The organism is Actinoplanes sp. ATCC 53533, from assembly GCF_003947245.1.
Window position 1 is genome coordinate 32,521 of the sequence record NZ_QHHV01000008.1, and the last position, 25,942, is coordinate 58,462.

Here is a 25,942-nt window from a genome sequence, read left to right on the forward strand (position 1 = left end):
TACGCCGGATTCGGGATACCAGTGCCCCTCTGAGTATTGAGAACTTTCGATGCTGACTCAAGGCTTGGCAACGATTTCATAATGTCACGTAGACGTTCATCAAACCGGCCCTGAACTGCGGAAACAGCCGTGCCATAACATCGGGCTATGTCCGTTTCGGGATGCCGGAATGGCGCTCCGGAGCTACGCGGCGGCCGGAAAAGCGGCGCCGATGCGCGTTCCGGCGCGCAGATCCGCGACCAGCCGCCGGGCCTGCGCCCGGATCTCCGGCACGGCGGTGGTCTCCCACTGCGCACCCCGGCGCAGCGCCCCGATGACCCAGAGCCGGTCGTGCGCCCGGCCGCCCGCACCGACCAGCCGCCCGGCCTCGTCGATGTCGAGGCCGAGACCGTGTGGGCCGACCCGGGCCAGCCCGGCCGCCAGCAAACCGCCGACCAGCGGGCCGGCCGCGCCCGGGAGCCGCCCGGGGCCGGCGCAGTTGACCACCGCGGCATAGTCCGCCAGCCCGGGCCACGCCGCGACCCCGCCGGCGCGGATCTCCAGCAGCCCGGCGGCGCGCAATTCCACCACCCGGGCCGCGACGGCCGGCGCCATCCGGTGCCGGTGACATTCCCACGGGCGGGCCAGGTGCCGCAGGAAGGCGTCCTGCTCCCCCGGCGTCAGGGCGCCCCACAGCTGGTCCAGCAGCGGGCGCAGCCCGTCCACGATCGGCCGCCAGTCCCCCGCCTCACCGGCGGCGGCGCGGACGGCCCGGACCACGTCACGCAGCGTCGCGCAGTCGTCGAGCGACGGCACGGCCGGCGCGGTCGCGCCGGCGGTATGCGTCAGCGGCAGCAGCCCACGCCGGCTCACCGCGACCACGGGTGCGGTCCGGCGCCCGTCGGCGGTCAGCGTCAGGGCCACGTCGACGGCGGTGAGCCCGGTGCCGACCAGCAGCACCGGCCGGTCGGCGGGCAGCGCCTCCAGCACGCCGGGACGCCACGGGTCGGCCACATACCCGGGGTGGTCGATGCGCTGGTGCGCGGAGGCCGGGCCGCCGGTGGCCAGCACCACGTGGTCGGCGTGCAGCGCGCCGCCGTCGTCCAGCGCGACGGTGCCGTCCGGGCCGATCGCCGCCACCCGGGCCCGGCGCACCCGCAGGCGCCCGGGGTGGGCACGGTCCGCCTCCGCCAGCACCGAGCTCAGATAGCGCCCGTATTCCGCCCGGGGGCGGAAGGCCTCGCCGGTGGTGCCCGCCCAGCGCACGAAGTGGCCCGGGTCGTCCGGGTCGGCGCTCATCGCCCCCGCCCGCGAGTTCAGCAGGTGCCACGGTTGGGCGTGGCCGTACGCGATCCCACCCCCGGGCTCGCCGGGTTCGATCAGCTCCACCTCGTCCTCGCCGCCGCACAGCAGCTCGCGGGCCACCAGGACCCCGGAACACCCGCCACCGACCACAGCCACCGCACGCGCCATGAGGCCTCCCTATCTCCTATCAACACGATAGGTAAAACAGGGTTTAGGCGCCAGCGGCGCGCCGCAGTGAACAGCGACAACGAGGGCGACCCGGGGCGAAACGCCGGCGCGGCGCACCCCCGAAGGGATGCGTCGCGCTGGTTGGACCGGCCGCGGGTGGGCTCATGCGACGAACTCGCATGGGTTTTCCGCCGCGGGTCAACTCAGTCGTCGGCGACGGTGATCCGCGCGTCGTCGGACAACCGGTAGCCGACGCCGTAGACCGTGGTCACGATCTCCGGGTCGCCGAGCTTGGTCCGGAGCCGGCTCACGTGCACGTCGACCGTGCGGACCGTGGTGTGCGTGTGCCCCCAGACGTGCCCGAGGAGCTGGCTGCGACTGAACACCTGGCGCGGATGCCGGGACAGGAAGAGCAGCAGTTCGTACTCGAGCCGGCTCAGGTCCAGCCCGCGGCCGTCCTGGGTCACGGTGCGGGCCCGGGTGTCGACGTGCAGGCCGGCCACCGCCGGCGCCAGGGCCGGGCGCCCACCGGCCGACACCAGGTCGACGTCCGCGCCGGGACCGGCCGCGGCGACGAGATCACGCAGCGCCTCGAGCACCCGGTCGCTCTCCTCCGAGCCGGGGGCACCCAGCGTGATGGTGACGGTGACCGAGGAGTCGGGAGCGGCGATCGGGCGCAGCCGGGCGGCGCGGGGCCGGCCGGCACCACGGCGGACCGGGGCGGAGCGGGCGAGAGAGAGGTCTGCGACGGCGAGAACGGACATGTTTCCCCTCCGGAGGGTATGGCCGCCAACCGGGTCTCGGCCGGCGCCTGAACAATACTTTTCCCATGTGTGGGATAGGTTTATAGACGCAGATCGGCGTCGGGGATCATTCCTTCGGGCTACCGGAACACTCGCGCCGCGCGGTCGCGGCGGGGCACCGGGCTCACCGGCGGATCAGCAGCCGCGACAGCGGGCGCTCGCGCACCGAAGGAGATCGATGGCGAGGCGGGACGTGAGTCGTACGTCGCGCAACCGCATGTCCCCAATCCTTCACTCTCGGCAGTCGAGGGTCAAAACGAATCCATCATGCGGGAGTATATTTCTCCGGATAGCAAATACCTGTCCGGCCGCCACCAAAAAAGGTGACGGCGCGCACATCAACCATTCCTGTCAGGCGGCAACTCAGGCGGCGACCGCGAACGCGGCGGCGTCGCGGCGGGCGATCTCGGCTCGGACGGCCGGGATCAGGTCGCGCCCGTAGTCGATCGCGTCGTCCAGTGGGTCGTAGCCGCGGATCAGGAACGTCGTCACCCCCAGGTCGTGATAGTCGAGCAGGGCCCGGGCCACGGTGTCCGGCGTGCCGACCAGGGCGGTGGAGTTGCCGGCCGCGCCGCTGGCCTTGGCGGTGGCCGTCCACAGTGCCCGGTCGTGCCGGTCCCCGGTCGCCGCGGCCGCGAGCAGCCGCTGCGAGCCGGCGTTGGCGGGAGCGGTGCCGGCACCGAAGAAGCGGCTCGGGCCGATCCGGCCGAGGATGGCGTGCGCCCGTTCCCAGGCGAGCTCCTCGGTGGCGCCGAGGATGGGCCGGAAGGACACCGAGAACCGCGGCGCGGGCCGGCCCACCGCACCGGCCGCGGCCCGGACGGCGGCGATCTGCTCGGCGGTCTGCGCCAGCGGCTCACCCCAGAACATGTACGCGTCCGCGTGCTTGACCCCGGTCGCGTAGGCGGCCGGCGACGAGCCCGAGAAGTAGCGCGGTATCGTGCCGCCGACCGGCCTGACCTGCGAGACGAAGTCCTCGAAGCGGTAGTAGCGGCCCTCGTGCGAGAACGGCTCCGACGACGACCAGGCCCGGCGCAGGATGCCCAGGTATTCGTCGGTGCGGGCGTACCGGTCGTCCTTGGCCAGGTAGTCGCCGTCGCGCCGCTGCTCCACGTCGTGGCCGCCGGTGATGACGTTGATCGTCACCCGGCCGCCGGTGAAGTGGTCCAGCGTGGCGAAGGTGCGGGCGGCCAGGGTCGGCGCGACGAAGCCGGGCCGGTGCGCGACCAGGAAGCTCAGCGTCGAGGTGTGCGCCGCCGCGTAGGCCGCCAGTTGCGCACCGTCCGGGCATGCCGAGCTGTAGCCGATCAGCACCTGGTCGAAGCCGGAGTCCTCGTGCGCGCGGGCGATCCGGGCCGCGTAGCCGGGGTCGACGAAGGCCAGCGTGGCCGGGCTGCTCTCGGAGCCGTCCTGGGTGGCGATGAGGCCGATGAACTCGACGGGCATGAGATCTCCGTTCAGGACGGGGGCTTGAGCGACGGCAGGTTGACGACGATGGCCTCCTGCGTGGTCCGGGCGATCACCACGATCGCCTGGTTGTCGGGGTCCGGGTTCTCCTCGCGGTGCGGCACCCACGGCGGGACGAAGATGTAGTCGCCGGGCTTGGTCTCGATCCGCGTCTCCGCGCCCAGCTCCGCGGAGTAGAAGACGAAGACCGGGTTGCCGCGCACCACGTAGATGGCCGTCTCGGACTCGCCGTGGTGGTGGTTGTCGCTGGCCGTCGCCGCGGCGACGTGCGTCTCGCCCATCCACAGGTCCTTGCTGCCCACGGTCTTGCCGCTGATCGCCTCCACCCGGGTCATCCCCCGGGTCTGCGCGGTGTCACCGGAGAGCCCGACCGGCGCGACGTGGTGCAACCGCTGATGAAAGCCGTCGGTCACGGCTCGCGGAACGGAGTCGGTCACGGCTCCACCACCCCCAGCTCGGCGAGCAGGTCGGCGCGCAGCTTGACGAACTCGGCGTGGCCCCGGGAGCGGGCCCGCGCCGACACCTGGTGGTCCGCGGCGATCCGGCCGTCGCGCATGGTCAGCACCCGGTCGGCGAGCAGCACGGCCTCGTCCACGTCGTGCGTCACCAGCAGCACCGCCGGGCGGTGCCGGGCGATCAGGTCCCGGACCAGCCCGTGCATCCGGATCCGGGTGAGCGCGTCCAGCGCCGCGAACGGCTCGTCCAGCAGCAGCAGCTCGGGCTCGCGGACCAGCGCCCGGGCCAGGGCGACCCGCTGGGCCTCGCCGCCGGAGAGGGTGCGCGGCCAGGCCTCGGCGTGGTCGCCGAGGCCGACCTCCTCCAGCGCGGACTGGGCGCGGGCCCGCGCGGTCGCCCGCGGCAGGTTCAGGGCGACGTTGCGCCACACCCGCTCCCAGGGCAGCAGCCGGTGCTCCTGGAAGACCACCGTGGACGAGGACGGGACGGCGAGGTCGCCGCCGTCGATCCGGTCCAGGCCCGCGAGGGTACGCAGCAGCGTCGTCTTGCCGCAGCCGCTCTTGCCGATCAGGGCCACGAACTCGCCCCGCCGGATCTCGAGGTCGAGCTCGCGCAGGACGGTGCGGTCGCCGTACCGCCGGGTGATCGTGCGCGCCCGCACCGCGGGCGCGTCCACCGCCGTGGTCGTCACAGCTTCACCGCGTGGTCGGCGATATTGATCTTGCCGCTGAGCACCTTGCGCTCGCTCAGCCAGTCGGCGCCGGCCTGCAGCTGGGCGATGCCGTCGTCGTTGATCAGGCTCCAGGTGGTCTGCACGTTGCCTGCCACGATCTTGGCGACCACCGCGTCCGGGTATTTGGAGACGGCGTTGCCGATCCGCTGCGCCTCGGCCTGGTTGGCGTTCACCCAGTCGGCCTCGGCCTGGTACGCGGCGATGACCTTGCGAATGGTGTCCGCCTCCTTCTTCGCGTAGTCCTCGCGCACCAGGTACGTCCCGAAGTCGATCTGCCGGTCCAGCTCGTCGCCGTCGGTGAAGATCCGCTTCGCGCCGTACTGCACCTCGGCGAGCTCCAGCGGTCCCGACCAGATGCTCCACGCGTCCACCTTGCCGCTGCCGAAGGCGGGTGCGGCGTCCGGCGGGTTGAGGTAGGTGAAGGTGACCGAGTCGCGCGGCACGTTGTACTTCTCCAGCGCGGCGACGAGCAGGAACTCGCCCAGGCCGGCCTTGTTCACCGCGACGGTCTTGCCGGCCAGGTCGGCGACCTTGGTGATGCCGGATCGCGGCAGCGTCAGGATCGAGGAGAGCCGGGGCTTGGAAGTGGACCAGGCGACGAACTTGAGCTTGTTGCCGGAGAGCAGCGCCTGGTCGGCCGGGGTGGAGCTGCCGCCGAAGCTGAAGTCGGCGGTGTTGGTGGCGACGGCCTGCAGGGTCGGCGCGTGGTTCGGGAACGGGCCGACCCACTCGACGTCGATGCCCTGGTCCTTGAGGGTCTTCTCGAAGACGCCGCGGGTCTTGGGCACCGAGATCACGCCGTAGGTGAGCCGCACCTTCTTGCGCCCGTTGGCCTCCGCCGCGTTGTCGCCGCAGGCCGCGAGCACGGGTAGAGCGAGTGCGGCTCCCAGCAGTGAGCGGCGGGACAGGGTCACTTGGTACCTCCGGAGTAGTTCGGGTGCCAGGCCAGGAGGCGTCGCTCCAGGGCGCGGGCGATGAGATCGGTGCTCAGGCCGATGAGGGCGTACAGGACGATCACCAGGACGATCACGTCGGTCTGCAGGAACTCGCGGGCGTTGGTGGCCATGAAGCCGATGCCGGCGGGCGCGCCGACGGTCTCGGCGATGACCAGGGCCAGCCACGCGTTGGTCAGCGCCAGCCGGACGCCCAGCAGGACCTACGGCAGCGCGCCGGGCAGGATCACCGTGCGGACCAGCCGCAGCCGCGGCAGGCCGATGACCCGGCCCATCTCCAGCAGCTTCGGGTCGACCTGGCGGATGCCGAGCACGGTGTTGAGGTAGATCGGGAAGAGCGTGCCGAGCGCCACCAGGAAGTAGCGCCCGCTCTCGCCGACGCCGAACCACATCATGACCAGCGGCAGGATCGCCAGGAACGGGATGGCCCGGATGATCTGGATGTTGCGGTCCACGATGGCCTCGGCGAGCCGGGAGAAGCCGGTCAGCACCCCGAGCACCAGGCCGACGCTGCCGCCGATGGCGAGGCCGATGGCGGCGCGCTTGAGGCTCTCCCACAGGTGGGTGGGCAACTCGCCGGTCTCGGTGAGCCGCCACGCGGTGGCCCCGACCGAACTCGGTGCCGGTAGCACGTTGGGGGTGATGATTCCGGCCCGGGCCAGCAGCTCCCACGTGAGCAACAGCAACAGGGGAACGACCCAGGAGATCACCCGGTACGGCAGCCCGCGCCGGCGCGTCCCGGAAGCGGCCGGGGTGCTCGTGGACGCTGCCGGCGGGCTGACCGCGGCGGCGATGGTGGGAGTGGACATGGCCGAACTCTCGCTCATCCAAGTTCTGCATGTCAACTGAACCCCATAGGTTTACTAGGATATGGGATCACCGTTGACACAAACCCAGGAAGAGGGGCAGGTTTGGGCTATGCCCACCTCCGCCGCGGACGCCCAGACCTTGCCGCCTCCTCGGCTTTCCCACCTGGTGGAAGTGACGGCTGCCCTGGCCGCCCACGCCGAGCAGCACGACCGCACCGCCGATCTGCCCCGCGCCGGCCTGGCCGTGGTGCACGAGGCCGGCCTGCTCACCCTCACCGTCGGCACCGCGCACGGCGGCCCGGGCGGCGGCCTCGCCGACACCGTGCGCACCCTGACCGCCCTCGGACAGGGCGATCCCTCGGTCGCGCTGATCAGCGCGATGACGTTGTTCGCCCACGCCGGCTCCGCCGCCTGGCCCGCCGACCTCTACGCGCAGGTGCTCGCCGAGTCGGCGCGGCGGCCGACGCTGATCAACGCCCTGCGGGTCGAGCCGGACCTCGGCACCCCGGCCCGGGGCGGCCTGCCGGCCACCACCGCCCGGCGGACCGCCGAGGGCTGGGAGCTGACCGGCCACAAGATCTTCTCCACCGGCGCGGCCGGCTTGCGCTGGATGCAGGTCTGGGCCCGGACCGACGAGGATCCGGTACGCACCGGAGCGTTCCTGGTCCGCGCCGACTCCCCCGGCATCACCGTCGAGCGCACCTGGGACCACCTCGGCCTGCGCGCCTCGCGCAGCGACGACGTGACCTTCGACCGGGTGCCGGTGCCGTTCGGCGCGACGCTGGACCTGGCCGAGCCCGGTCCGCCCGGCGCCGACCCCGGCGGGCTGCGCGCGTGGAACGCCCTCGGCATCGCCGCGATCTATCTCGGCGTGGCCGCCGCGGCCCGCGACTGGCTCACCGGCTACCTGCGGGAACGGGTGCCCACCAGCCTCGGCCAACCGCTGGCGTCGCTGCCGCGGTTCCAGAGTGAAGTAGGCCTGATCTCCGCCCGGTTGTTCACCGCGACGACGCTGGTCGACGCCGTCGCGCAGGCCGTCGACCGGGGCGAGCAGGTCGGCTCCGCCCAGCCCGGCATCGCCAAGACCGTCGCCACCACTGCCGCCATCGACGCGGTGCAGCGCGCCGTGGCCCTGGTCGGCAACGCCGGGCTCAGCCGCCGCAACCCGCTGGAGCGCCACCTGCGCGACGTGCTCTGCGGCCGCGTGCACACCCCGCAGGACGACGTCGTCCTCACCTCCGCCGGCCGCGCTTTCCTGGAAAGGACCACCTGATGACCGTCGAGTTCGTCGGCATGATCGGCACCCGGGACGTGTCCGAGACCCGAAGCCCCGCCGGGCCGCCGATCGACCCCGGCTACGTGCGGCGGTTCAGCCGGGCGCACGAGGACGCCGGCTTCGACCGGGTGCTGATCGGCTACGGATCGTCCACTCCGGACGGGACCCAGGTGGCCGCGTACGCCGCCGCGCACACCGAGCGCCTCGGGCTGCTGGTCGCGCACCGGCCCGGCTTCGTCGCCCCGACCACCGCCGCGCGCACCTTCGCGACCCTGGACCAGCTCTCCGGCGGCCGGGTCGCGGTGCACACCATCACCGGTGGTTCGGACGCCGAGCAGCGCCGCGACGGCGACTACCTGGGCAAGGACGACCGGTACGCCCGCACCGAGGAGTACCTGGGCATCCTGCGCCGCGCCTGGTCGTCGCCGGAGCCGTTCTCGCACGAGGGCCGGTTCTACCGGTTCGAGGACTTCGCCCTGCTGGCCCAGCCCGCACACCGGATACCGCTGTACTTCGGCGGCTCGTCGGCGGCGGCATACCGGGCCGGCGGGGCCGTCGCCGACGTCTTCGCCCTCTGGGGTGAGCCGCTACGGGAGACCGCCGAACAGATCGCCTCCGTCCAGGCATCGGCCGCCGCGGCCGGGCGCGGCCCGCTGGGCATCAGCGTCTCGTTCCGGCCGATCCTGGCCGCCACCGACGAGCTGGCCTGGGCCCGGGCCGAGCGGATCCTCGCCACCATCGAGGCCAGCCGGGGCGGCAAGGGCTCGTTCACCGGCGACCAGACCCGGGTGCTGGGCGGGCCCGACCCCGAGAACGTCGGCTCGCAGCGCCTGCTCGCGGCCGCCGCCAAGGGCGACCGGCACGACCGGGCACTGTGGACCGCGACCGCCCGGGCCAGCGGCGCCCAGGGCAACTCGACCGCCCTGGTCGGCTCGCCCGAGACCGTCGCCCGGGCCCTGCTGGACTACGTCGACCTCGGCGTCACCACGATCCTGATCCGCGGTTACGACCCCGTCGACGACGCGGTCGACTACGGCCGGCACCTCATTCCGCTCGTCAAGCAGGAGCTCGCCCACCGTTCCCTCGTTTCCGCTTAGGGGCCCTCACCATGACCGTCACTCCCCTCCACCAGGACCGTGCCGTGGACGCCGACCTCTTCCGGGCGCTGCTGCGCCGGCACGCCGCCGCCGTCGTCGTGATCACCGCGCCGGGCGCGCCGCCGGCCGGCTTCACCGCCACCTCGTTCACCTCCGTCTCCCTCGACCCGCCGCTCGTCTCGTTCTGCCTGGCCAGGACGGCCTCGGCGTGGCCGGCCGTGGAGTCGGCGGCCACCATCGCGGTGCACGTCCTGACCAGGGAGCAGGAGCACATCGCCCGCACCTTCGCGACCCGGGGCATCGACCGCTTCGCCGCGCACGGCGCCTGGCGGGCCGGGCCGGACGGGGTGCCGCTGCTCGACGGCGTGCTGGCCAGGATCGTGTGCCGGGTGACCCAGCGGGTGGAGGCCGGCGACCACATCATCGTGCTGGCCGCCCCCGAGGTGGGTGAGCACCACGCGGACGCGACGGTCACCCCGCTGGTCTACCACGACGGCACGTACGCGCACCTCAAGCGGTCGGCGTAGATGGAGGTCCACTGGTTCCTGCCCACCGCCGGGGACGGTCACGGCATCACCGGCGGCGGGCAGGCCGCGGCCACCGTGGTCACCGAACGGCCGCCGGACCTCGGCTACCTGTCCCTGGTGGCCCGGGCGGCCGAGCGGCTCGGCTTCACCGGGGTGCTCACGCCCACCGGCACCTTCTGCGAGGACGCCTGGCTCACCACGGCTGCCCTGCTCACCGAGACGTCCACGCTGAAGTTCCTGGTCGCCTTCCGCCCCGGGCTGGTGTCGCCGACGCTGGCCGCCCAGATGGCGTCCACCTACCAGCGGATCTCCGGTGGCCGGCTGCTGCTCAACGTGGTCACCGGCGGCGAGTCCACCGAGCAGCGGCGCTTCGGCGACTGGCTGGACCACGACCAGCGGTACGCGCGGACCGCCGAGTTCCTCCAGGTGCTGCGCGGCTCCTGGGCCGGCGTGCCGTTCGACTTCATCGGCGAGCACTACCGGATCGCGGGGGCGACGACGCGGGAGCCGCCGGATCCCGTACCCCCGATCTTCTTCGGCGGGTCCTCGCCGCCGGCGCTGCGGGTGGCCGCGGCCCACGTGGACACGTATCTGACCTGGGGTGAACCCCCGGCCGCCGTCGCGGCAAAGCTGGCCGCGGTGCGCGCGCTGACCGATCGCCCCCTGACGTACGGGATCAGGCTGCACGTCATCACCCGGGACACCGCCGACGAGGCGTGGGCGGCGACGCGCGCCCTGCTCGACCGGGTGCCGCCGGCCGCCGTCGAGGCCGCCCGGGAGCGCTTCACCCGTACCGAATCGGAGGGTCAGCGCCGGATGGCCCGGCTGGCCGGCGGCGACTCGCTCGAGGTCTCGCCGAATCTGTGGGCCGGCTTCGGGCTGGTCCGGCCGGGCGCGGGCACCGCGCTGGTCGGCAGCCACGCCGAGGTCGCCGAGCGGATCGCCGAATATCACGAGCTCGGCATCGAGCACTTCATCCTGTCCGGACAACCACACCTGGAGGAGGCCTACCGCTTCGGCGAGGGCGTCCTCCCCCTACTGAAACTGGGAGCAAGCGCATGAGTGGAATCGTTGTCGTGTCGGGTAATCCGCGTCCGGGATCGCGGACCTCCACCCTGGCCGCGGCCGTGGGCGAGGCGCTGGGCGGTGCCGCCGCCGTGGTGGAGGTGGGCGCGCTCGGCCCGGGTCTGCTGACTCCGGGCGACGCCGCCACGGCCGCTGCGGTGACCGCGATCCGCGAGGCGGACGTGCTGGTCGTGGCCACGCCCACGTACAAGGGCAGCTACACCGGGGTGCTCAAGGTGCTGCTCGACCAGCTGCCCGCCGCCGCGCTGGCCGGCAAGCGGGCCGTACCGGTGGTGACCGCCGGCGTCGCACCCCAGGCCGCGGCCGCCGCGGCGCTGCTCGCGCAGTTGCTGGGCGAGCTCGGCGCGGATGTCTCGCCGGCGCTGCCGGTGGTGGAGGCCGAGCTGGGCGAGTCGACGGCCCTCGCGGAGAAGTACGCCGCGGCGCACGGCCGGTGATTGGCGGCGGCTTGTCACGATGATCCCTATGGAGATTCTCGTGACCGTCGCCCTCGTCGTGCTGCTGGCCGGCCTGATCCTGCTGGGGCTGGCATCGTCGGCGAACTCCCGCCGGGAGCAGCTGCGGTCGGCCGCGCGGCTCACCGCGATCGAGCGGAAGCTGGACGCGGTGGTCGCGCATCTCGGCATCACCGTCCGCGAGCGGGAGATGCCCGAGGTGCTCCGGCTGATCTTCGCCGACCAGCGGATCGCGGCGATCAAGGTCTACCGCGAGGAGACCGGGGCGAGCCTGCTGGAGGCCAAGAACGCGGTCGACGCGATCGCCTCCCAGCACGGGCGCTGACCGGGCCGCCGGAATACTCGCTTGCGTGCCGGGCCACCGCTCAGCATCGTGAGCCAGGTGAGCGACATGCCCGAGCGGTGGAGCCAGGCCAGCGTCTATCCCGACATGTGGGCGGATCCCGACAAGGATCCCCGCAACAACGACGGCGTCAGCCCGGACGGCGAGCTGGCGACGCTGCAGGACTTCCTGCGGAACTACCGGCTGACCCTGCTGATGAAGTGCGAGGGGCTGGATCCGGAGAGGCTGGCGCGCCGGTCGGTGCCGCCGTCGACCATGTCGCTGCTGGGCCTGCTCCGCCACCTCGCCGAGGTGGAGCGGGACTGGCGCAACTGGGTGCTGCCGGCGGACCCGGCGCCGAAGCTGTACGGAGCGGGTGGCGCCGACTTCGAGGGAGCCGTCGCGGAGCAGGCGCTGGTCGAGAGCGCCTACGCCGACCTCGCTCGCGAACAGGCGGCAACCGACGCCGTGCTGGCGGCGTATCCGGACCTCGGCACGCGGGTGGGCCAGGACGGCATCGCCGTGCGGGAGCTGCTGGTGCACCGGATCGAGGAGTACGCCCGCCACTGCGGGCACGCCGACCTGCTGCGCGAACGCGTCGACGGCCGGGTGGGCCAGTAGCTGTCCCGGGGCGGCCTGCTCGACACCGCCGCCTAGAGTGCGCCTGTGTCCACGCTCACTCCCGCATATCGGTGGACACTCGGCGTCTTCCTGATCGTCGTGGCCGCCACCTGGTGGCGGCCGCCGTACCCGGCCGAGCAGGCCATGCACCACTCGCTCACCGTGCTGGGACTGGCGGCGCTGCTGCTCGTGCAGCGCCGCCGGCCGCTGCCGTACTCGTCGTTCCTGCTGATCGTGATCTTCCTGGTCCTGCACTCGGTGGCGGCCCGGTGGATCTACTCGTTCGTGCCCTACGACGACTGGACCCGGCAGCTGTTCGGGGTACGGCTCTCCGACCTGTTCGGCTGGCACCGCAACAACTTCGACCGCCTGGTGCACCTCTCGTACGGCCTCTGCTTCGGCCCGGTGCTGTTCCACCGGCTACGGGTGGGCGGCCGGAGCATCCGCTGGGCGGCGCTGGTGGCGGTGGACCTGGTGCTGTCGACGAGCGCGGTCTACGAGCTGTTCGAGTGGGGCATCGCGATGACCCTCGCACCGGGCGCGGCGGAGGCGTACAACGGCCAGCAGGGTGACATGTGGGACGCCCAGAAGGACATGTCCCTGGCGACCGGCGGGGCGGTGCTCGCGGTGACGATCGCCGCCCTGGTCGCATACCGGAAGACCCGCCGGTAGGCCACGACCCCGATTTTGGCTCTGGCCGGGCCTCCGGTCCGCTGTGAGGCTGGGCCGATGATCAGCTTCGCGTCCCTGCTCGGCGTCACGGCCGTCGCCCTCGGCATGGTGCTCACCCCCGGCCCGAACATGATGTACCTGGTCTCGCGCAGCATCACCCAGGGCCGGCGCGCCGGGATCGTCTCGCTCGGCGGCGTCGCGATCGGCTTCCTGGTCTACCTGACCGCCGCCAACCTCGGCCTCTCGATGATCTTCGTGCACGTCCCCGAGGCGTACACGGCGGTCAAGCTGGCCGGCGCGGCCTACCTGGGCTGGCTCGCCGTCAAGACGTTGCGGCCGGGCGGCACCTCGGTCTTCGCGCCGGGCGAGCTCCCGGTCGACTCGACCCGGCGGTTGTTCACCATGGGCCTGCTGACCAACCTGCTGAACCCGAAGGCCGCGATCATGTATCTGTCGCTGATCCCGCAGTTCGTGCGCCCGGACGACGGGCACGCGCTCACCCAGGGCTTCCTCCTCGGCGGCGTGCAGATCCTGGTGAGCCTGACGGTCAACCTGCTGATCGTGTCGGCGGCGGGCGGCATCGCGGTCTTTCTGGCCCGGCGGCCGGGCTGGCTGCGCATGCAGCGCTATGTCATGGGTACGGTGCTCGGCGCGCTCGCGGTCCGCCTCGCCACTGATCGCGCCCGCCCCGCGTGACGCCATCAGCAACAATCGCAAGAACCCCCGTTGGAACAGCCGCCAGGGCTGACTCCCGCGATAACGTGACATGCGAACGGGCCGGGAACCCGCCGCCACGGGTCCCCGGCCCCTCGCCCGCGAGCCCGAAGCAGTGCCCTAGATCACATCCCGAAGCCGGCCGCGGACCCCGACACTGACCCGATGGAACCTCGCGTGCATCCGGTGTCCTCCACGGACGGCGTCACCCTCACCGTCGAGGAGTACGGATCACCCGGCCGCGCCGCGTCCGTGGTGTTCCTGCCCGCGCTCGGGGTGCCGGTGGCCTACTACCGTCCACTGTTCCGCGCCTGGATGCTGTCGGGGCGGCACATCCTCGGCGTGGAGCTGCGCGGCATGCCGCAGAGCCCGGTCGCCGACCTGCGACGCGATTCGTTCGGCTACGCCCACCTGGTCCGGGAGGATCTGCCCGCGGTCTTCACGGATCCCGCCGTCGCCGCGGCGGACCGGATCGTGCTGGTGGGACACAGCCTGGGCGGTCAGCTCGCGCTGCTGTCGGGCGCCGCCCGCACCGTACGCCCCGACGCCGTCGTCACCCTCGGCACGGGCACGAGCTCCCCGTTCGCCCGCAGTGGCCGGCTGGCCCGGGCCCAGCGCGCCGCCGGCGTCCGCTTCGTCGGCGCGGTGACCTGTTCGCTGGGCTACTGGCCGGGGCACCGGTTCGGCTTCGGCGGCCGGCAGCCCCGCACCCTGATGTCCGACTGGGGTTACGAGGCCCGGCACGGCCGCTACCGGCTGCGCGGCGACCGGACGGACTACGAGACCGCGCTGGGCAACCTGGCCGTGCCCGCGCTGCTGATCGACATCGCGGGCGACCGGATGATCACCCGGTCGGCCGTCGACCACCTGGCGGCCCGGCTCCCGGCCGACGTCGACCGGGCCACTGTCGACGCTGTCCCGGACCACTTCCTGTGGGCCCGCCGCGCCCCCGAGAAGGTCATCTCCCGAGTCGAGAGCTGGCTCACCAGCCGCGGCCTGTAGGTCTGTCCAGACGAGACGGTGCAGCCTCCGGCCGGCGCGGAGGCCGCGGTCAGCGGCGGTAGGTCCGCTTGGAAGTGGCCGTGACGTTGCCGGCCTTGTCATAGCCGCGCAGCTGCACGCTGAACTTCTTGCCGTACCTCTTCGGGTTGAGCGTGAAGGCGTAGCCGGCCTTGGTGTCGGTCGCCACCACCTTGCCGTTGACCAGTAGTTGCACCCGCGCGACGCCGTTGCGATCGGAGGCCGAGGCGGCCAGCTTGACGGCCTTCTTCAGCTTGGCGCCGTTCTTCGGCGCCTTGGTCAGCTTCAGCGTGGGTGCGACGGTGTCGTTGACCACGACCCGGCGGGCGACGGTGGTGTGGCCCAGCTTGTCTGTCACGACCCACTCGATGGTGTGCGGACCCTGCGCCTTCAGCGCCTTGGTCCAGGTCATCGGCGAACTGGTGGCCCGGCCGCCGGTGACCCGCGCCGACCGGATGCCGCTCGGGTCGGAAGCCTGGACGGTGGTCCGCACGCTGCCCCGGACCAGTGCCCGGTGTCCGGGAGTGATCGAGCGGACGGCCGGGCCCGCGTTGTCCACGCGGTATCCGCCGTACGCCAACTGGATGTTGCCGGCCCGGTCGGAGATCCGGATCCCCACGGACTGGTCGCCGTCGAAACCATCGGTGTCCCAGGTCATGGTCCACGGCGCGGCGGCGCTTCGGGCCAGGACCCTGCCCTCGAAGTCACGGATCTCCATGCGCTCGACGTCCTCGGCCACGTTGGTGGCTTGGAACGTGACCACGCCGCTGACCGTCGACCCGAGCGCCGGGGTGATGGTCACCTCGGGCTCGCGCCCGTCGACCCGGACCAGGGTGCTCCGCTCGCCGCTGTTGCCGGCGGCGTCGAAGGCTCGGATGGTGACCAGTGCCTCCTGCCTGTCCAGCCTGGACGGCGGCATCACCCAGACCTGCTGCGGCACCTCGCCCTCGTACGTCTCGTAGACCGTTCCGTTCACCAGCACCTGCACCTTGGTGACCCCGACATCGTCGGACCAGACCGGCGTGACCAGCTGGAACAGCGGCAGCAACTGGCCGTCGACCAGGCCGGTGGCGGAGACGGCCGGCGGACTGGTGTCGGTGCTGCCCGCGGCGGTCAGCGCCGGCAGGCCGGCGACCAGCGGCCGGTCGACGGCGTGGGCCGGTGCGGCCAGCGCGAACGAGGCGGTGACAACGGCTAGCCCGGCGAACGCGCGCCGGACCGAAGGGTGATTCATCGAGGTCCTCCCGTGACCCTCGGCGAATATCGAGGCACGTCGCATCCTAGAGGTCACCGGAGGCACCCGCTGTCCTGTTCGGCCGGTGCCGAGGTCAGCCGCCGCGGGCGAAGAGCGCCAGGCGGACCCGGTTCGGGCTGTCGGTCTTGGTCATCAGGCTGGTGATGTGGGTCTTCACCGTCGTCACGCCGATGTGCAGGCGGTCGGCGATCTCGGTGTTGGACAGCCCGTCCGCCACCAACTCCAGCACGTCCCGTTCGCGCGCGGTCAGCCCGGTCGCCTGCCGCGGTTGCCCCGCCCGGGCCGCGACCGCCCGGGTGACCAGCCGCCGCAACACCTCCTGGCTGAACGGGCTCTCCCCCGCCGCGGCCCGCCGGATCCCGTCCAGCAGCTCGACCGGCGGCGCGTCCTTGAGCAGGAAGCCGCAGGCCCCGGCGGTGAGCGCCGGGTAGAGGTGGTCGTCGTCGCCGAAGGTGGTCAGCACGACGACCCGGGCGGCCGGGCGTTCGGCGAGGATGCGCCCGGTCGCCGTGATGCCGTCGACCCCGGGCATGCGCAGGTCCATGACGATGACGTCGGGGACGAGCCGGGCGGCGAGCGAGATCGCGTCGCGCCCGTTCTCCGCCTCGCCGACCACCGTCAGGTCGGCCTCGGCGTCGCAGAGCATCCGCAGCCCGGCGCGGATCAGCGGCTGGTCGTCGACCAGCAGCAGCCGGATCACGCGGCCCCCGCCGCCGGCAGCGGCCGGGTCGCCGGCAGCACGGTCTCGACGCGCCAGCCGGCTGCCACCGGGCCGGCCGTGAGCCGGCCGCCCAGCACCTCGACCCGCTCGCGCATCCCGATCAGACCGTGGCCGCCGCCGGACGGCAGCCCGGGCACGACCCCGCCGCCGTCGTCCGCCACCGACCAGACGACGTCCCCGTCGCGGACCTCCACGCGCAGGCTGGCGTGGGCCGCCGGGCCGGCGTGCTTGGCCACATTGGTCAGCGCCTCCTGGGTCAGCCGCAGGACCGCCAGGCTCCGGACCACGTCCAGCGTGCCGGCCTCCGGCGCGATCGTCGCCGCCACCGTCAGCCCCGCCCGCTGGGCCGTCTCCACCGCCGCTTCGAGAGCCGCCGGCAGGGCGCCGGGCTCGATCGCCGTGAGCGCCGCGTCGGTACGCCGCGACGGATCACGCAGCACCTCGACCAGCCGGCGCAGGTCCGCCAGCGCGGCCGTGCCCGTGCCGTGCACGTCGTCGAAGACCTCGGTCACCCGCGGATCCACCTGCGGCAGCACGTGCCGGGCCACGCCGACCCGCAGGACCATCGACGCCACGTGGTGCGCGACCACGTCGTGCAGCTCGCGGGCGATCGCCGAACGCTCGTCCGCCCGGGCCGCCCGGCTCTCCGATTCCGCCCGGCGCTGCGCCTGCACGCCCAGCTCGCGCGTGGTGCGGATGACCAGGCCGAGCAGCACCGGCAGGCCGACCACGACCAGCAGCCCGGAGATCGGCGCCACGATCGGTGACGGCGGCCGGCCCAGGGTGAAGGCCAGATAGACCGCCACCACCAGGGCCACGCCGGACCACAGGACGCGCGGCCGGCTCGCCCACATGGCCAGTTCGAACAGAAGCCAGCTGGTGCCCACCTGGTTGATCGTCGGGTCGTCGAGCAGGATGAACGCCGGCACCAGCAGGGCGACCTGGGCGAGCAGGCCGAGCACGCGCCGGCGATGGAAGATCAGCGCGCAGGCGAAGGCCGCCGCGGCGAGCAGCAACTGCATCGGGGTCGGTGGGACGCCGTCGTGGTTGAGGAACAGATAGCTCACGCCGCTCAGGTCGAGCAGCAGCAGCCGCACGAGCGTGTCACGCGCGTCGAAGAGCCGGCCCACCCATCCCACGAGGACCACCCTAGGCGCTCCGGTCGGCGGTGTAGCGGGTCCGGACCAGCAGATAGACCAGCAGCCCCAGGGGACCGAGCAGGATCGTCAGCACCAGCACCGGCGACATGATCAGCGCGGGCACGGCCCGCTCCCGGCTGTCCAGCCAGGACCAGCGGCCCACGAAGAGATCGAACGCGATCATGTGGGCCCAGGCCGCTGCCGCGCCGTCGGCCGTGCCGAGCAGTTCCCGTACGCCGCCGAGGGTGGGCGAGGCGACCGCCGGCAGCACCTCGCCGAGGGCGGGGATGACCAGCAGCGCGTAGATCAGCACGACCGGCAGCACGATCAGCGGCGAGGCGACGATCCGCCGGGTCCAGGACCAGCCGGGCACCAGGATCATCAGCACCCAGAACGGCGCGGCGACCGCGAACGTGAGCCCGAACAGCACCCCGGTCATGCCCTGCTCCCCGTTCGCTCGACACGGTCGATCATGCCGCAAGCTCAAGCTCAAGCGCCGGCCGGCGGCGGGTGACCACCACGATCGTGGCGACCGCCGTCGCGGCGGCCAGGCCGGCCCAGGCTGCCAGCGTCAGGGCGTCGGGTCGCAGCAGCGGCTGGCCACGCAGCGCCTGCCAGGTCAGCAGCAGCGTGAGGGTGCCATAGGCGAGGCCGCCGATCAGCAGCAGCCGGACCCGGGTCAGCTCGTCGAGCCGGTTGCCGAGCAGCAGGGCGAGCAGCGGCAGCGCCTGCAGCGCGTGCAGGCCGATGAAGTGCCCGATCCGCAGGTCTCCGCCGGTGGTGCTCCAGCCGACCACCGGCAGCCCCGGGCCGCCGTCGGGCACGCCGACGCTGTGCCCGAACTGGTTCGGCTGCACCATCGGGATGGCCGCGACCAGCCCGAGCAGCGACAACCCGAGGCCCCAGCGGACGGCGTGCGAGGACGCCCGGTCGGCGAACCGCTGCCGGAGCACCGCGATGCCGATCACGAAGTGCGCGATGAACAGCACCATGATCGAGATGCTCATGACCTGCCAGAGGGCGGCGTTGAGCGGGCTGGTCTCGTTGTAGTGGCTGGTCTGGCCGCGCACGACCTGGGTCACGATGACGACCATCTCGGCGACCGACATGGCCACCAGGACCGTGGCGGACCACTCGGCGACGCGGCTGCGCCGCGGCAGCAGGGAGAGCATCCACGCGAGGGTGGCGGTGTAGAGGGTGAAGGAGACCGCGAACTTGAACGGCTTGAGCCAGATCGGGGCGCCGGTCAGGACGCGCGGGTCGGCGAAGACCCCGACCGCCGCGACGACGGCGACGGCGGCCATCGCGGCGGCGAAGATCATCAGCGGGCGGTGCCAGCGCAGCACGTTTGTCATGACCTCATGCTTTCGGCGCCGGCCGGCGGTTTCGCCCGCCCGCGGGCCCGTCTCGCGGCCGGTGGTCGGAGCCGTCCTCCTCCCTGGGTAGGAGGTCGCCATACTGTCCGCGTGAATGAGGTCGTGTTCCCCCGGTCCGAGGACGGTCGGCGCAGCGGTTCGGCGCTGGGCCGGGCGGTGGTCGCGGACGCGTTGCGGGTCGCGGATCCGGCGGCGGCCGCCGCGGCGGAGCGGGAGAGCGACTGGCGTACGGGCTACCTGCGGCACTTCCGGGCCCTGGTCGAGGCCGGGTTGGACGGCGGCTACGACATCGCGCGGGCCGGGCTCGCGTCCGTGCACAGCCGGATGCGGGTGACCCGGGGCGACGACGACATCGCGCTCGACGAGGTCTTCACGGCCGGGGCCCGGCCGCTGGAGACCGTCACGATCCACGGCGAGGGCAAGCCCGAGCAGGAGCTCAGCGTGCCGTACCGGGGTGAGCTCCTGCGCGGTGACACGCTGCTGCGGCAACTCGACCGCTGGGTGGAGCAGGGCACGATCGAGCCCTCGTGCGCCGAGGCGGTCCGCGAGGTGGCCGCCGAGCCGGACTGGCTGGACCTCGCCGATCAGCGGCTGGTGGTGCTGGGCGCGGGCGCCGAGATGGGACCGCTGCCCGCCGTGCTGGCCTGGGGCGGCACGGTCGTCGGCGTCGACCTGCCCCGGCCGTCGGTCTGGGCCCGGGTGGCGGCCACCGCCCGGCAGAGCGGGGGCACGCTGATCGCGCCCGGTGCCACGATCGAGGGTGCGGGCGTGGATCTGCTGACCGGGCTGCCGGCGGCGGCGCGCTGGCTGCTCGGCATCGAGGGCCGGCTGGTGCTCGGCAACTACGTGTACGCGCCCGGCGCGGCGTACCCCCGGCTCTCGGCCGCCGTCGACGCGCTGGCCGAGCATGTGCGGCGGCAGCGACCCGGCACCGCCCTGGCCTTTCTCGCCACGCCGACGGACGCCTTCGCGGTGCCGGCCGGCGCGGTCGCGCAGGCCACGGCCCGGTACCGGGAGCGGCCGGCGGCCGCGAAGGCGCTCGCCGCCCTGTCCGGCGGCCGGCTGCTGCAGCCCAACTACCCGCCCGGCGCCGACCCGGGCATCGCCGACAGCCTGGTGCCGCAGCAGGGCCCGAACTACGCGCTGGCCAAGCGGATCCAGCGCTGGCGGGCGTCGGTGGCCCGGCAGGAGGGCACGACGGTGAGCTTCTCGGTCGCGCCGCCCACCCGGACCCGCTCGGTGACCAGCAACCGGCTGCTCGCCGCGGCCTACGCGGGCGCGCACGTGTTCGGCGCGGAGATCTTCGAACCGGCCACCAGCAACCGGCTGATGGCGGTGCTGCTGGTGCACCAGCTCCGCAAGCCACGACCGGCGGCGCCGAGCACGTGGACGGACGAGGCGGTCGGCGCGGCGCACGGCGGGCTGTGGCGGATCGCGTACCAGTCGCGGACCGCGCTCGGGCTGGCCGCCGTCCGCGGTCTGCCGGCGGCGCTGCGCCGGAGCTAGGCTCCAGCAATGGAGATCGCCGGGCTGGTCCTCGCCGCGGGCGCCGGCCGCCGGTACGGGATGCCGAAGGCGCTGGTGGCGCACCGCGGCGACCTGCTCGTGCGCCGCGCGGCCGGCGCGCTGCGGGAGGCCGGCGTGACCGAGCCCGTGGTCGTGGTCGGCGCCGAGGCCGCGCGGGTCCGCGCGATCGCGCCCGAATTGACCTTTGTCGAAAATCCGGACTGGGCGACCGGGATGGCCTCGTCGCTGCGCGCCGGCCTGGCGGCACTGGCCGCCGGCCCGGCCGGCGCGGCGGTGGTCCTGCTGGTCGACATGCCCGGCGTCACCCCCGCTGCGGTGCGCGCCATCGCCGCCGACGCCACCCCGGACGCCCTGGTGATGGGCGGCTACGACGGGCGCCGGTCGCATCCGGTGCTGCTCGGCCGCGAGCACTGGGCCGGAGTCGCGCGCAGCGCCACCGGCGACCGCGGCGCCCGCGAATATCTGCGCGCGCATGCCGACCGGGTCCGGGTCGTCCCGGTCGGCCATCTCGCGGACGACACCGACCTCGACGTTCCGGAGCAGGTGACCGATCATGCGTGACGTCCTGGACGATCTTCTCCGCTGGTGGCGCGACGGCGAAGCGGCCGGGCTGGCGACCGTCACCGCCACCTGGTCGAGCGCGCCCCGGCAGCCGGGCGCGGCGATGCTGGTGAGCGCCGAGGGCACCGCGGTCGGCAGCGTCTCCGGCGGCTGCGTCGAGGGAGCGGTCTACGAGCTGTGCCGCGAGGTCGCCGGCACCGGCCAGCCGCGGACAGTTCGGTACGGCATCAGCGACGACGACGCTTTCGAGGTCGGGCTGCCCTGTGGCGGCACGATCGAGCTCTTCGTGGAGCGGGCCGGCTTCCCCGAGCTGCCCGTGCTCGCCGAGGCCGTCGCCGCGGACCGGCCGGTGGCGCTGCTGACGTGCGTGGAGGGCCCGCCGGAGCGGCTCGGCGGGCATTTGGTCATCACCGGCGACACCCGGCACGGTTCGCTCGGCGGCGACCGGCTGGACGACGCGGCCACGGACGACGGCCGCGGGATGCTCGCCGCCGGGCGCACCGGGCTGCTGCACTACGGCCCGGCCGGCGAGCGCCGCGGCGCCGGGCTGACCGTGCTGGTCAGCTCGTTCGCGCCGGCCGCCCGGATGATCGTGTTCGGGGCGACCGACCATGCCGCGGCGGTCGCCCGGATCGGCGCGTTCCTCGGCTACCGGGTGACGGTCTGCGACGCCCGGCCGGTCTTCGCCACCGCCCGGCGCTTCCCCGACGCCGACGAGGTCGTCGTCGACTGGCCGCACCGCTATCTCGCCGCGGAGGCCGAGGCCGGGCGGATCGACCCGCGCACGGTGCTGTGCGTGCTGACCCACGATCCGAAGTTCGACGTGCCGGTGCTGGAGGTGGCGCTCGAGCTGCCGGTCGCGTACGTCGGCGCGATGGGCTCCCGGCGCACCCACGACGACCGCCTCAAGCGGCTGCGCGAGACCGGCCTCGACCCGGCCGCGCTCGCCCGGCTGGCCTCCCCGATCGGGCTCGACCTGGGCGCGCGCACCCCGGAGGAGACCGCGGTGAGCATCGCGGCCGAGATCGTCGCCATGCGCTGGAACGGCACCGGGGAGCGGCTCACCGGCACCTCGGGGCCGATCCACGCCTAGCTTGAGTTTTAACCCGTTCGGCGTGGCCGTGGGGTGGTCGAGGTCTTCTTGGATTTCGTGCCGTTTTGAGGTTTGGCCTTGGTGACGATGTGGACGTCGTGGCGGGTGGCAGGGTGCTGGTTTCGCCGGCCGGTGGGTCGGCCGGGTCCTGGCCGGGAGGGTTTCGGTGCGCTGGTGGGAGTGCCTGTTTGAGCGTGTAGGTGCCGAAACCCTCGCCGGACTCGGGCTGGGGTGAGTCGCTGTGGCGGGGCCGGGCGTTCCCAGGGCCGGCGTAGATCAGCGACCAGCGTCCGGGCGAGGCGTAGCTGGGTATAGGCGGCGAGCAGGAGCCAGGTCCAGCGGTCGGCGGCAGCCGGGTCGCGCAGTTTCGGGCTGGTCCAGCCCAGTGTTTGTTTGAGCATCCGGAAGGTGTGCTCAGTCACCCACTCGTGGGACACCTGAAGATGACGGTTCGTCGCATACTGAGCCAATACTTACGGTAGTCGCGTTGTTGCGGCTGGTCGATTTGGTTGACCGGCTGCGGCGCCGGGTGGGTCAGGTCGGTGATCAGAGCAGATGTCACGAAGTGACGGCGAGCCCCCCGATGCCTGGTGTGGGAGTCGTTGGACAGCGACCGGCGGGCGATAGTGATACGGCTGTTGGGGACGTGGGCGACCCGGGCAGTGACGAGCCAGGACGGCCGTCGTGAATGCGCGGGCGTGGCAGCCGTGGGGAGCGTCGGAGTCGAAGATCACCTCGCGGCATCGGGATCGGATGGCGGTGGTGTATGTGCGTCAGTCGAGCCGCCAGCAGGTACTGGAACATCGTGAGTCGACCCGGTTGCAGTACGCGTTGGTCGAGCGGGCCGCCGGGCTGGGCTGGGCGCGGTCACGGATCGTGGTGATCGACGAGGATTTGGGGCGGTCGGCGGCGGTGGCTGGCACGCGTCCGGGTTTCGCCCGGCTGGTCACGGAGGTCACCATGGGACGTGTCGGCATCGTGGTGGGCATCGAGATGTCCCGGCTGGCGCGCACCGGCCGGGATTGGCACCAGTTGCTGGAACTGTGCTCGTTGTCCGGGGCGTTGCTGGCCGATCCGGACGGGGTCTACGACCCTGGCTACTACAACGATCGGCTGTTGCTGGGGCTGAAAGGAACGATGTCCGAGGCTGAGCTGTATCTGATCAAGCAGCGGATGGCGTCCGGGCGCCTGGCCAAGGCGCAGCGCGGCGAGTTGGCCCTGCCGCTGCCGATCGGTTATGCCCGCCGCGGTGACGGCCAAGTGATCATCGACCCGGACGAGCAGGCCCAACACGTGGTCCGGCTGATCTTCGACATGTTCACCCGGCTGGGCACCCTGAACGCCGTGCTGCGCTATCTCGCCGAGCATGACGTGCGTCTGCCGGTGCGCTCACGCGGTGGCCTCGACAAGGGAGAGTTGCAGTGGCGGCGAGCGTCGCGGGAGACCCTGCAGGTGATGCTGCACAACCCGATCTATGCCGGCTATTACGCCTACGGCCGCACCCGGATCGATCCGACCCGTCAGATCCCGGCCCGGCCCAGCACCGGGCGTATCGTTGCAAGCCCTGATGAATGGCTGGTCGCCTTGCCCGGCCGGATGCCGGCCTATCTGAGCGTGGAGCGTTACGAGGCGAACCTGGCCCGACTGGCGGCCAACCGCAACACCGCGGCCACCCCCGGCGCTGTCCATAATGGAACAGCGTTGCTGGCAGGGCTGCTGCGCTGCGGACGCTGCGGCGGACACCGGGTGAACGTGCAATACCACGCCTGGGGCCCCGCCTATGTGTGCTCATACGAGAAGACGAACTACGGCGCGGGCACCACATGCCAGCACATCTCCGCCCCGGCGCTGGATCGCTACGTCACCGAGCAGGTCCTCGCCGCGATCACCCCGGCCGCCCTGCAGGTGTCGCTGCACGCCGCCGCCCAGGCCGAGGCCGACCGCGCCCAACTGGACCTGCTCTGGCGGCAACGCTGTGAACGGGCCCGTTACGGCGTCGACCGTGCCCGACGCCAGTACCAGCTCGCCGAACCGGAGAACCGGCTCGTGGTCCGGCAACTGGAACGCGACTGGGAGACCGCCCTGGCCGACGCCGACCGCCTCGACCGCGACTACCAACGCTTCCGCGACACCCACCCAGTCACCCTGAGCGCCGCCGACCGCGACGCGATCACCGCACTGGCCAATGACCTGCCCGCCTTATGGGCCGCCGAGACCACCACCGACGCCGACCGCAAGGAGTTGCTGCGCACCCTGATCGAGAAGATCACCGTCGCGGTCGTCGGCGAGACCGAGCTGGTCGATGTGACCATCGTCTGGGCCGGCGGTCACGAAACCACCGGTCAGGCCGTTCGTCCGGTCGCCCGCCTGGAGCAACTGTCCTACTACCCGCGCCTGATCGAACGCATCCGCGCACTGGCCGCCGCCGGGCACACCGCTCGGCAGATCGCCGACGCGCTCAACGCCGATGGGCTGCGCCCACCCAAACGCACCAACCGCTTCGGCGTTGAGCAGGTCCGCACCATCCTGCACCAACGCGGCATCCGCACCCAGCACCACAACACCCCCGTGACGGTCTTGGCGGAGCACGAATGGTCGGTCGCCGGGCTGGCCGCGGCTCTGCGCATGCCGACCGCGACGGCCTACACCTGGATCTACCGGGGATGGGTCACCGCCCACCGCGCCAGCGACGACAAACACTGGATCATCACCGCCGACCCCACCGAACTCGACCGACTGCGCCAACTGCGAGACCGGCCCCCCGGCTACCACCAGCACCGACGCTGGAACCCACCCAATCCGCCCGAACCATCCCAAGGAGACCAAGAATGAAAGAACACCCGGACTTGACCTGCACCACGGGTGGCTCATCTCGATGTCGAACCGGCGTAGGAACGCCTGCCAGAGCAGATCAACGGTCTCCGGGCCGGCGTCGGGGATCGAAGACCAGAGCCAGACCGGTTTGGCGTTCGCGCCCGAGGGCAGTCGTTCGACCCGCAGGAGGATGACGGTGCCCTCGATGACTGGGAGGACACCGGTGTGGCCGATCCAGGCGGTGCGGTGGGTCAGACGTGGGTGCAACCGTTGCCAGGCCAGGATCGTGGCAGCGCCGTAGAGCCGGGTCTCGGTGGTGATGCTGGTGTCCGGGGCGCCCCAGCTGGCGGGGTCGCCGAAGATGAACTCAGCCCCGTGCCGTTGTGGCCGACCCGTCGTGCCGGGGCTGCGGGGCGGCGCAGGGCGGCGCAGGACCCGGTCCGAACGCATCCGGACCACGACTTTGACGGGCAGATCCTGCAGCAGCAGAGCCAGCCGGGGACCGTCGTAACCCGCGTCGGCGATGATCCAGATGTCGGCCTCGCCTGGCTGCCACTGCCCGGCTGAGATCAGGCGTTGCACGACCTCACGTAGTTGAGCGGCGGTCACCGTCGCGGCGTCGTTACCGGGGATGAGCCGGCGGGCGTCCAGCGGCGCGGTCCACGAATGACGTCCGCTCTGCAAAGCGACGACCACCGAATACGGCCAGCCCGGGACACCGATATGGGTGTCCTTGGTGCGGCCGTAGGTGTGACACAACACCCGCTGCGGACTGGTGTGGGCCTCCGGGCGCAGCCAGCACGTCACGTCCACCGCGAGGACGATCCTGCCGTCGGCAGCCCGCGGGACCGGCACCGCGGACAGGGCGGTCCGCAGCCGGTCGACATCGATCCGGCCGCGATTCAGCGCCGCATACATCGCGCCGTGGCCACGCCGATGCTGCCCGGCCAACGACAACTCGGCCAGCGAACGCACCGGTGTGTCCCCGCACAA

Annotated in this window: 25 protein-coding genes and 3 pseudogenes; 14 read left to right on the forward strand and 14 right to left on the reverse strand. The window is 72.5% G+C overall.

The genetic code is table 11. The annotated features are described in order from the left end of the window. Positions 1 to 183 precede the first annotated feature (183 nt). The 7 genes and pseudogenes from DMB66_RS02830 to DMB66_RS02860 all read right to left on the reverse strand — a co-directional run bounded on the left by DMB66_RS02830 (position 184) and on the right by DMB66_RS02860 (position 6,691). On the reverse strand, positions 184 to 1,452 hold the full coding sequence (locus DMB66_RS02830; protein ID WP_125802409.1) for an FAD/NAD(P)-binding protein: 1,269 nt from the start codon (positions 1,450 to 1,452) through the stop codon (positions 184 to 186). 203 nt (positions 1,453 to 1,655) lie between these two features. Next, entirely contained in the window at positions 1,656 to 2,216 is a 561-nt protein-coding gene (locus DMB66_RS02835) for a winged helix-turn-helix domain-containing protein (RefSeq protein ID WP_125802410.1), read from the reverse strand. A gap of 402 nt (positions 2,217 to 2,618) precedes the next feature. Then, complete coding sequence (locus DMB66_RS02840) at positions 2,619 to 3,701, reverse strand: LLM class flavin-dependent oxidoreductase (protein WP_125802411.1); 1,083 nt, start codon at positions 3,699 to 3,701, stop codon at positions 2,619 to 2,621. Between the two features lie 11 nt (positions 3,702 to 3,712). After that, entirely contained in the window at positions 3,713 to 4,159 is a 447-nt protein-coding gene (locus DMB66_RS02845) for a cupin domain-containing protein (RefSeq protein WP_233624255.1), read from the reverse strand. Continuing rightward, positions 4,156 to 4,869 (reverse strand): ABC transporter ATP-binding protein, encoded by a 714-nt coding sequence (locus DMB66_RS02850; RefSeq protein WP_125802412.1) that lies wholly within the window; start codon positions 4,867 to 4,869, stop codon positions 4,156 to 4,158. Before DMB66_RS02850 ends, DMB66_RS02845 begins: the two co-directional genes overlap by 4 nt. Continuing rightward, positions 4,866 to 5,825, reverse strand: coding sequence for an aliphatic sulfonate ABC transporter substrate-binding protein (locus DMB66_RS02855; RefSeq protein ID WP_125802413.1), 960 nt, complete (start codon positions 5,823 to 5,825; stop codon positions 4,866 to 4,868). The genes DMB66_RS02850 and DMB66_RS02855 overlap by 4 nt, the downstream gene beginning before the upstream one ends. Next, positions 5,822 to 6,691 (reverse strand): annotated as a pseudogene (locus DMB66_RS02860) (ABC transporter permease subunit). Before DMB66_RS02860 ends, DMB66_RS02855 begins: the two are co-directional and overlap by 4 nt. A 91-nt stretch (positions 6,692 to 6,782) precedes the next feature. Between DMB66_RS02860 and DMB66_RS02865 the strand changes: the two are divergent. The 10 genes from DMB66_RS02865 to DMB66_RS02910 all read left to right on the forward strand — a co-directional run bounded on the left by DMB66_RS02865 (position 6,783) and on the right by DMB66_RS02910 (position 14,445). Continuing rightward, on the forward strand, positions 6,783 to 7,946 hold the full coding sequence (locus DMB66_RS02865) for an acyl-CoA dehydrogenase family protein (protein WP_125802414.1): 1,164 nt from the start codon (positions 6,783 to 6,785) through the stop codon (positions 7,944 to 7,946). Next, on the forward strand, positions 7,946 to 9,046 hold the full coding sequence (locus DMB66_RS02870; protein WP_125802415.1) for an LLM class flavin-dependent oxidoreductase: 1,101 nt from the start codon (positions 7,946 to 7,948) through the stop codon (positions 9,044 to 9,046). Before DMB66_RS02865 ends, DMB66_RS02870 begins: the two co-directional genes overlap by 1 nt. A gap of 11 nt (positions 9,047 to 9,057) precedes the next feature. Next, positions 9,058 to 9,573 (forward strand): flavin reductase family protein, encoded by a 516-nt coding sequence (locus DMB66_RS02875; RefSeq protein WP_125802416.1) that lies wholly within the window; start codon positions 9,058 to 9,060, stop codon positions 9,571 to 9,573. Next, complete coding sequence (locus tag DMB66_RS02880) at positions 9,574 to 10,635, forward strand: LLM class flavin-dependent oxidoreductase (protein ID WP_125802417.1); 1,062 nt, start codon at positions 9,574 to 9,576, stop codon at positions 10,633 to 10,635. After that, positions 10,632 to 11,096, forward strand: a complete 465-nt coding sequence (locus DMB66_RS02885) for an NADPH-dependent FMN reductase (protein ID WP_125802418.1) — start codon at positions 10,632 to 10,634, stop codon at positions 11,094 to 11,096. The genes DMB66_RS02880 and DMB66_RS02885 overlap by 4 nt, the downstream gene beginning before the upstream one ends. A gap of 28 nt (positions 11,097 to 11,124) precedes the next feature. Next, the gene (locus tag DMB66_RS02890; RefSeq protein ID WP_125802419.1) at positions 11,125 to 11,439 is read left to right on the forward strand and encodes a hypothetical protein; all 315 of its coding nucleotides are present in this window, start codon (positions 11,125 to 11,127) and stop codon (positions 11,437 to 11,439) included. 66 nt (positions 11,440 to 11,505) lie between these two features. Continuing rightward, positions 11,506 to 12,057, forward strand: coding sequence for a DinB family protein (locus DMB66_RS02895; RefSeq protein WP_199751839.1), 552 nt, complete (start codon positions 11,506 to 11,508; stop codon positions 12,055 to 12,057). 45 nt (positions 12,058 to 12,102) lie between these two features. Continuing rightward, entirely contained in the window at positions 12,103 to 12,729 is a 627-nt protein-coding gene (locus DMB66_RS02900; RefSeq protein WP_233624256.1) for a DUF2238 domain-containing protein, read from the forward strand. Between the two features lie 57 nt (positions 12,730 to 12,786). Continuing rightward, complete coding sequence (locus tag DMB66_RS02905) at positions 12,787 to 13,425, forward strand: LysE family translocator (RefSeq protein ID WP_125802421.1); 639 nt, start codon at positions 12,787 to 12,789, stop codon at positions 13,423 to 13,425. 183 nt (positions 13,426 to 13,608) lie between these two features. After that, a complete protein-coding gene (locus DMB66_RS02910; protein ID WP_125802422.1) occupies positions 13,609 to 14,445 on the forward strand; it encodes an alpha/beta fold hydrolase in 837 nt (278 codons plus the stop codon). A gap of 49 nt (positions 14,446 to 14,494) precedes the next feature. Here the strand turns inward: DMB66_RS02910 and DMB66_RS02915 are convergent, their stop codons facing one another. The 5 genes from DMB66_RS02915 to DMB66_RS02935 form a co-directional block, all read right to left on the reverse strand. Further along, a complete protein-coding gene (locus DMB66_RS02915; protein WP_158647128.1) occupies positions 14,495 to 15,697 on the reverse strand; it encodes an Ig-like domain-containing protein in 1,203 nt (400 codons plus the stop codon). A gap of 94 nt (positions 15,698 to 15,791) precedes the next feature. Next, the gene (locus DMB66_RS02920) at positions 15,792 to 16,418 is read right to left on the reverse strand and encodes a response regulator transcription factor (RefSeq protein WP_125802424.1); all 627 of its coding nucleotides are present in this window, start codon (positions 16,416 to 16,418) and stop codon (positions 15,792 to 15,794) included. Continuing rightward, a complete protein-coding gene (locus DMB66_RS02925; RefSeq protein ID WP_125802425.1) occupies positions 16,415 to 17,578 on the reverse strand; it encodes a sensor histidine kinase in 1,164 nt (387 codons plus the stop codon). The genes DMB66_RS02920 and DMB66_RS02925 overlap by 4 nt, the downstream gene beginning before the upstream one ends. A 10-nt stretch (positions 17,579 to 17,588) precedes the next feature. Further along, positions 17,589 to 18,017 carry an ABA4-like family protein gene (locus DMB66_RS02930; protein ID WP_125802426.1) on the reverse strand — a complete coding sequence of 143 codons (429 nt, stop codon included), beginning with the start codon at positions 18,015 to 18,017 and terminating at the stop codon, positions 17,589 to 17,591. A gap of 31 nt (positions 18,018 to 18,048) precedes the next feature. Next, positions 18,049 to 18,933 (reverse strand): hypothetical protein, encoded by an 885-nt coding sequence (locus DMB66_RS02935; RefSeq protein WP_125802427.1) that lies wholly within the window; start codon positions 18,931 to 18,933, stop codon positions 18,049 to 18,051. Positions 18,934 to 19,044: 111 nt separating this feature from the next. Here DMB66_RS02935 and DMB66_RS02940 point away from each other — a divergent pair, with 111 nt between their 5' ends. From DMB66_RS02940 to DMB66_RS02950, 3 genes are read left to right on the forward strand one after another with little or no spacing between them, the layout of a single operon-like run. Continuing rightward, the gene (locus DMB66_RS02940; RefSeq protein ID WP_233624257.1) at positions 19,045 to 20,460 is read left to right on the forward strand and encodes a hypothetical protein; all 1,416 of its coding nucleotides are present in this window, start codon (positions 19,045 to 19,047) and stop codon (positions 20,458 to 20,460) included. A gap of 9 nt (positions 20,461 to 20,469) precedes the next feature. Beyond that, a complete protein-coding gene (locus DMB66_RS02945) occupies positions 20,470 to 21,042 on the forward strand; it encodes an NTP transferase domain-containing protein (protein WP_125802428.1) in 573 nt (190 codons plus the stop codon). Next, positions 21,035 to 22,135 (forward strand): XdhC family protein, encoded by a 1,101-nt coding sequence (locus DMB66_RS02950; protein ID WP_125802429.1) that lies wholly within the window; start codon positions 21,035 to 21,037, stop codon positions 22,133 to 22,135. Before DMB66_RS02945 ends, DMB66_RS02950 begins: the two co-directional genes overlap by 8 nt. A gap of 8 nt (positions 22,136 to 22,143) precedes the next feature. On the opposite strand, the pseudogene DMB66_RS65520 reads toward DMB66_RS02950, so the two are convergent. Beyond that, positions 22,144 to 22,551, reverse strand: a pseudogene (locus DMB66_RS65520) (transposase); the annotation flags it as partial. 352 nt (positions 22,552 to 22,903) lie between these two features. Between DMB66_RS65520 and DMB66_RS02960 the strand changes: the two are divergent. Beyond that, a complete protein-coding gene (locus DMB66_RS02960; protein WP_233624258.1) occupies positions 22,904 to 24,967 on the forward strand; it encodes a recombinase family protein in 2,064 nt (687 codons plus the stop codon). A 39-nt stretch (positions 24,968 to 25,006) separates the two neighbouring features. Here DMB66_RS02960 and DMB66_RS02965 read toward each other — a convergent pair. After that, positions 25,007 to 25,942: pseudogene (locus DMB66_RS02965) on the reverse strand (transposase); the annotation flags it as partial.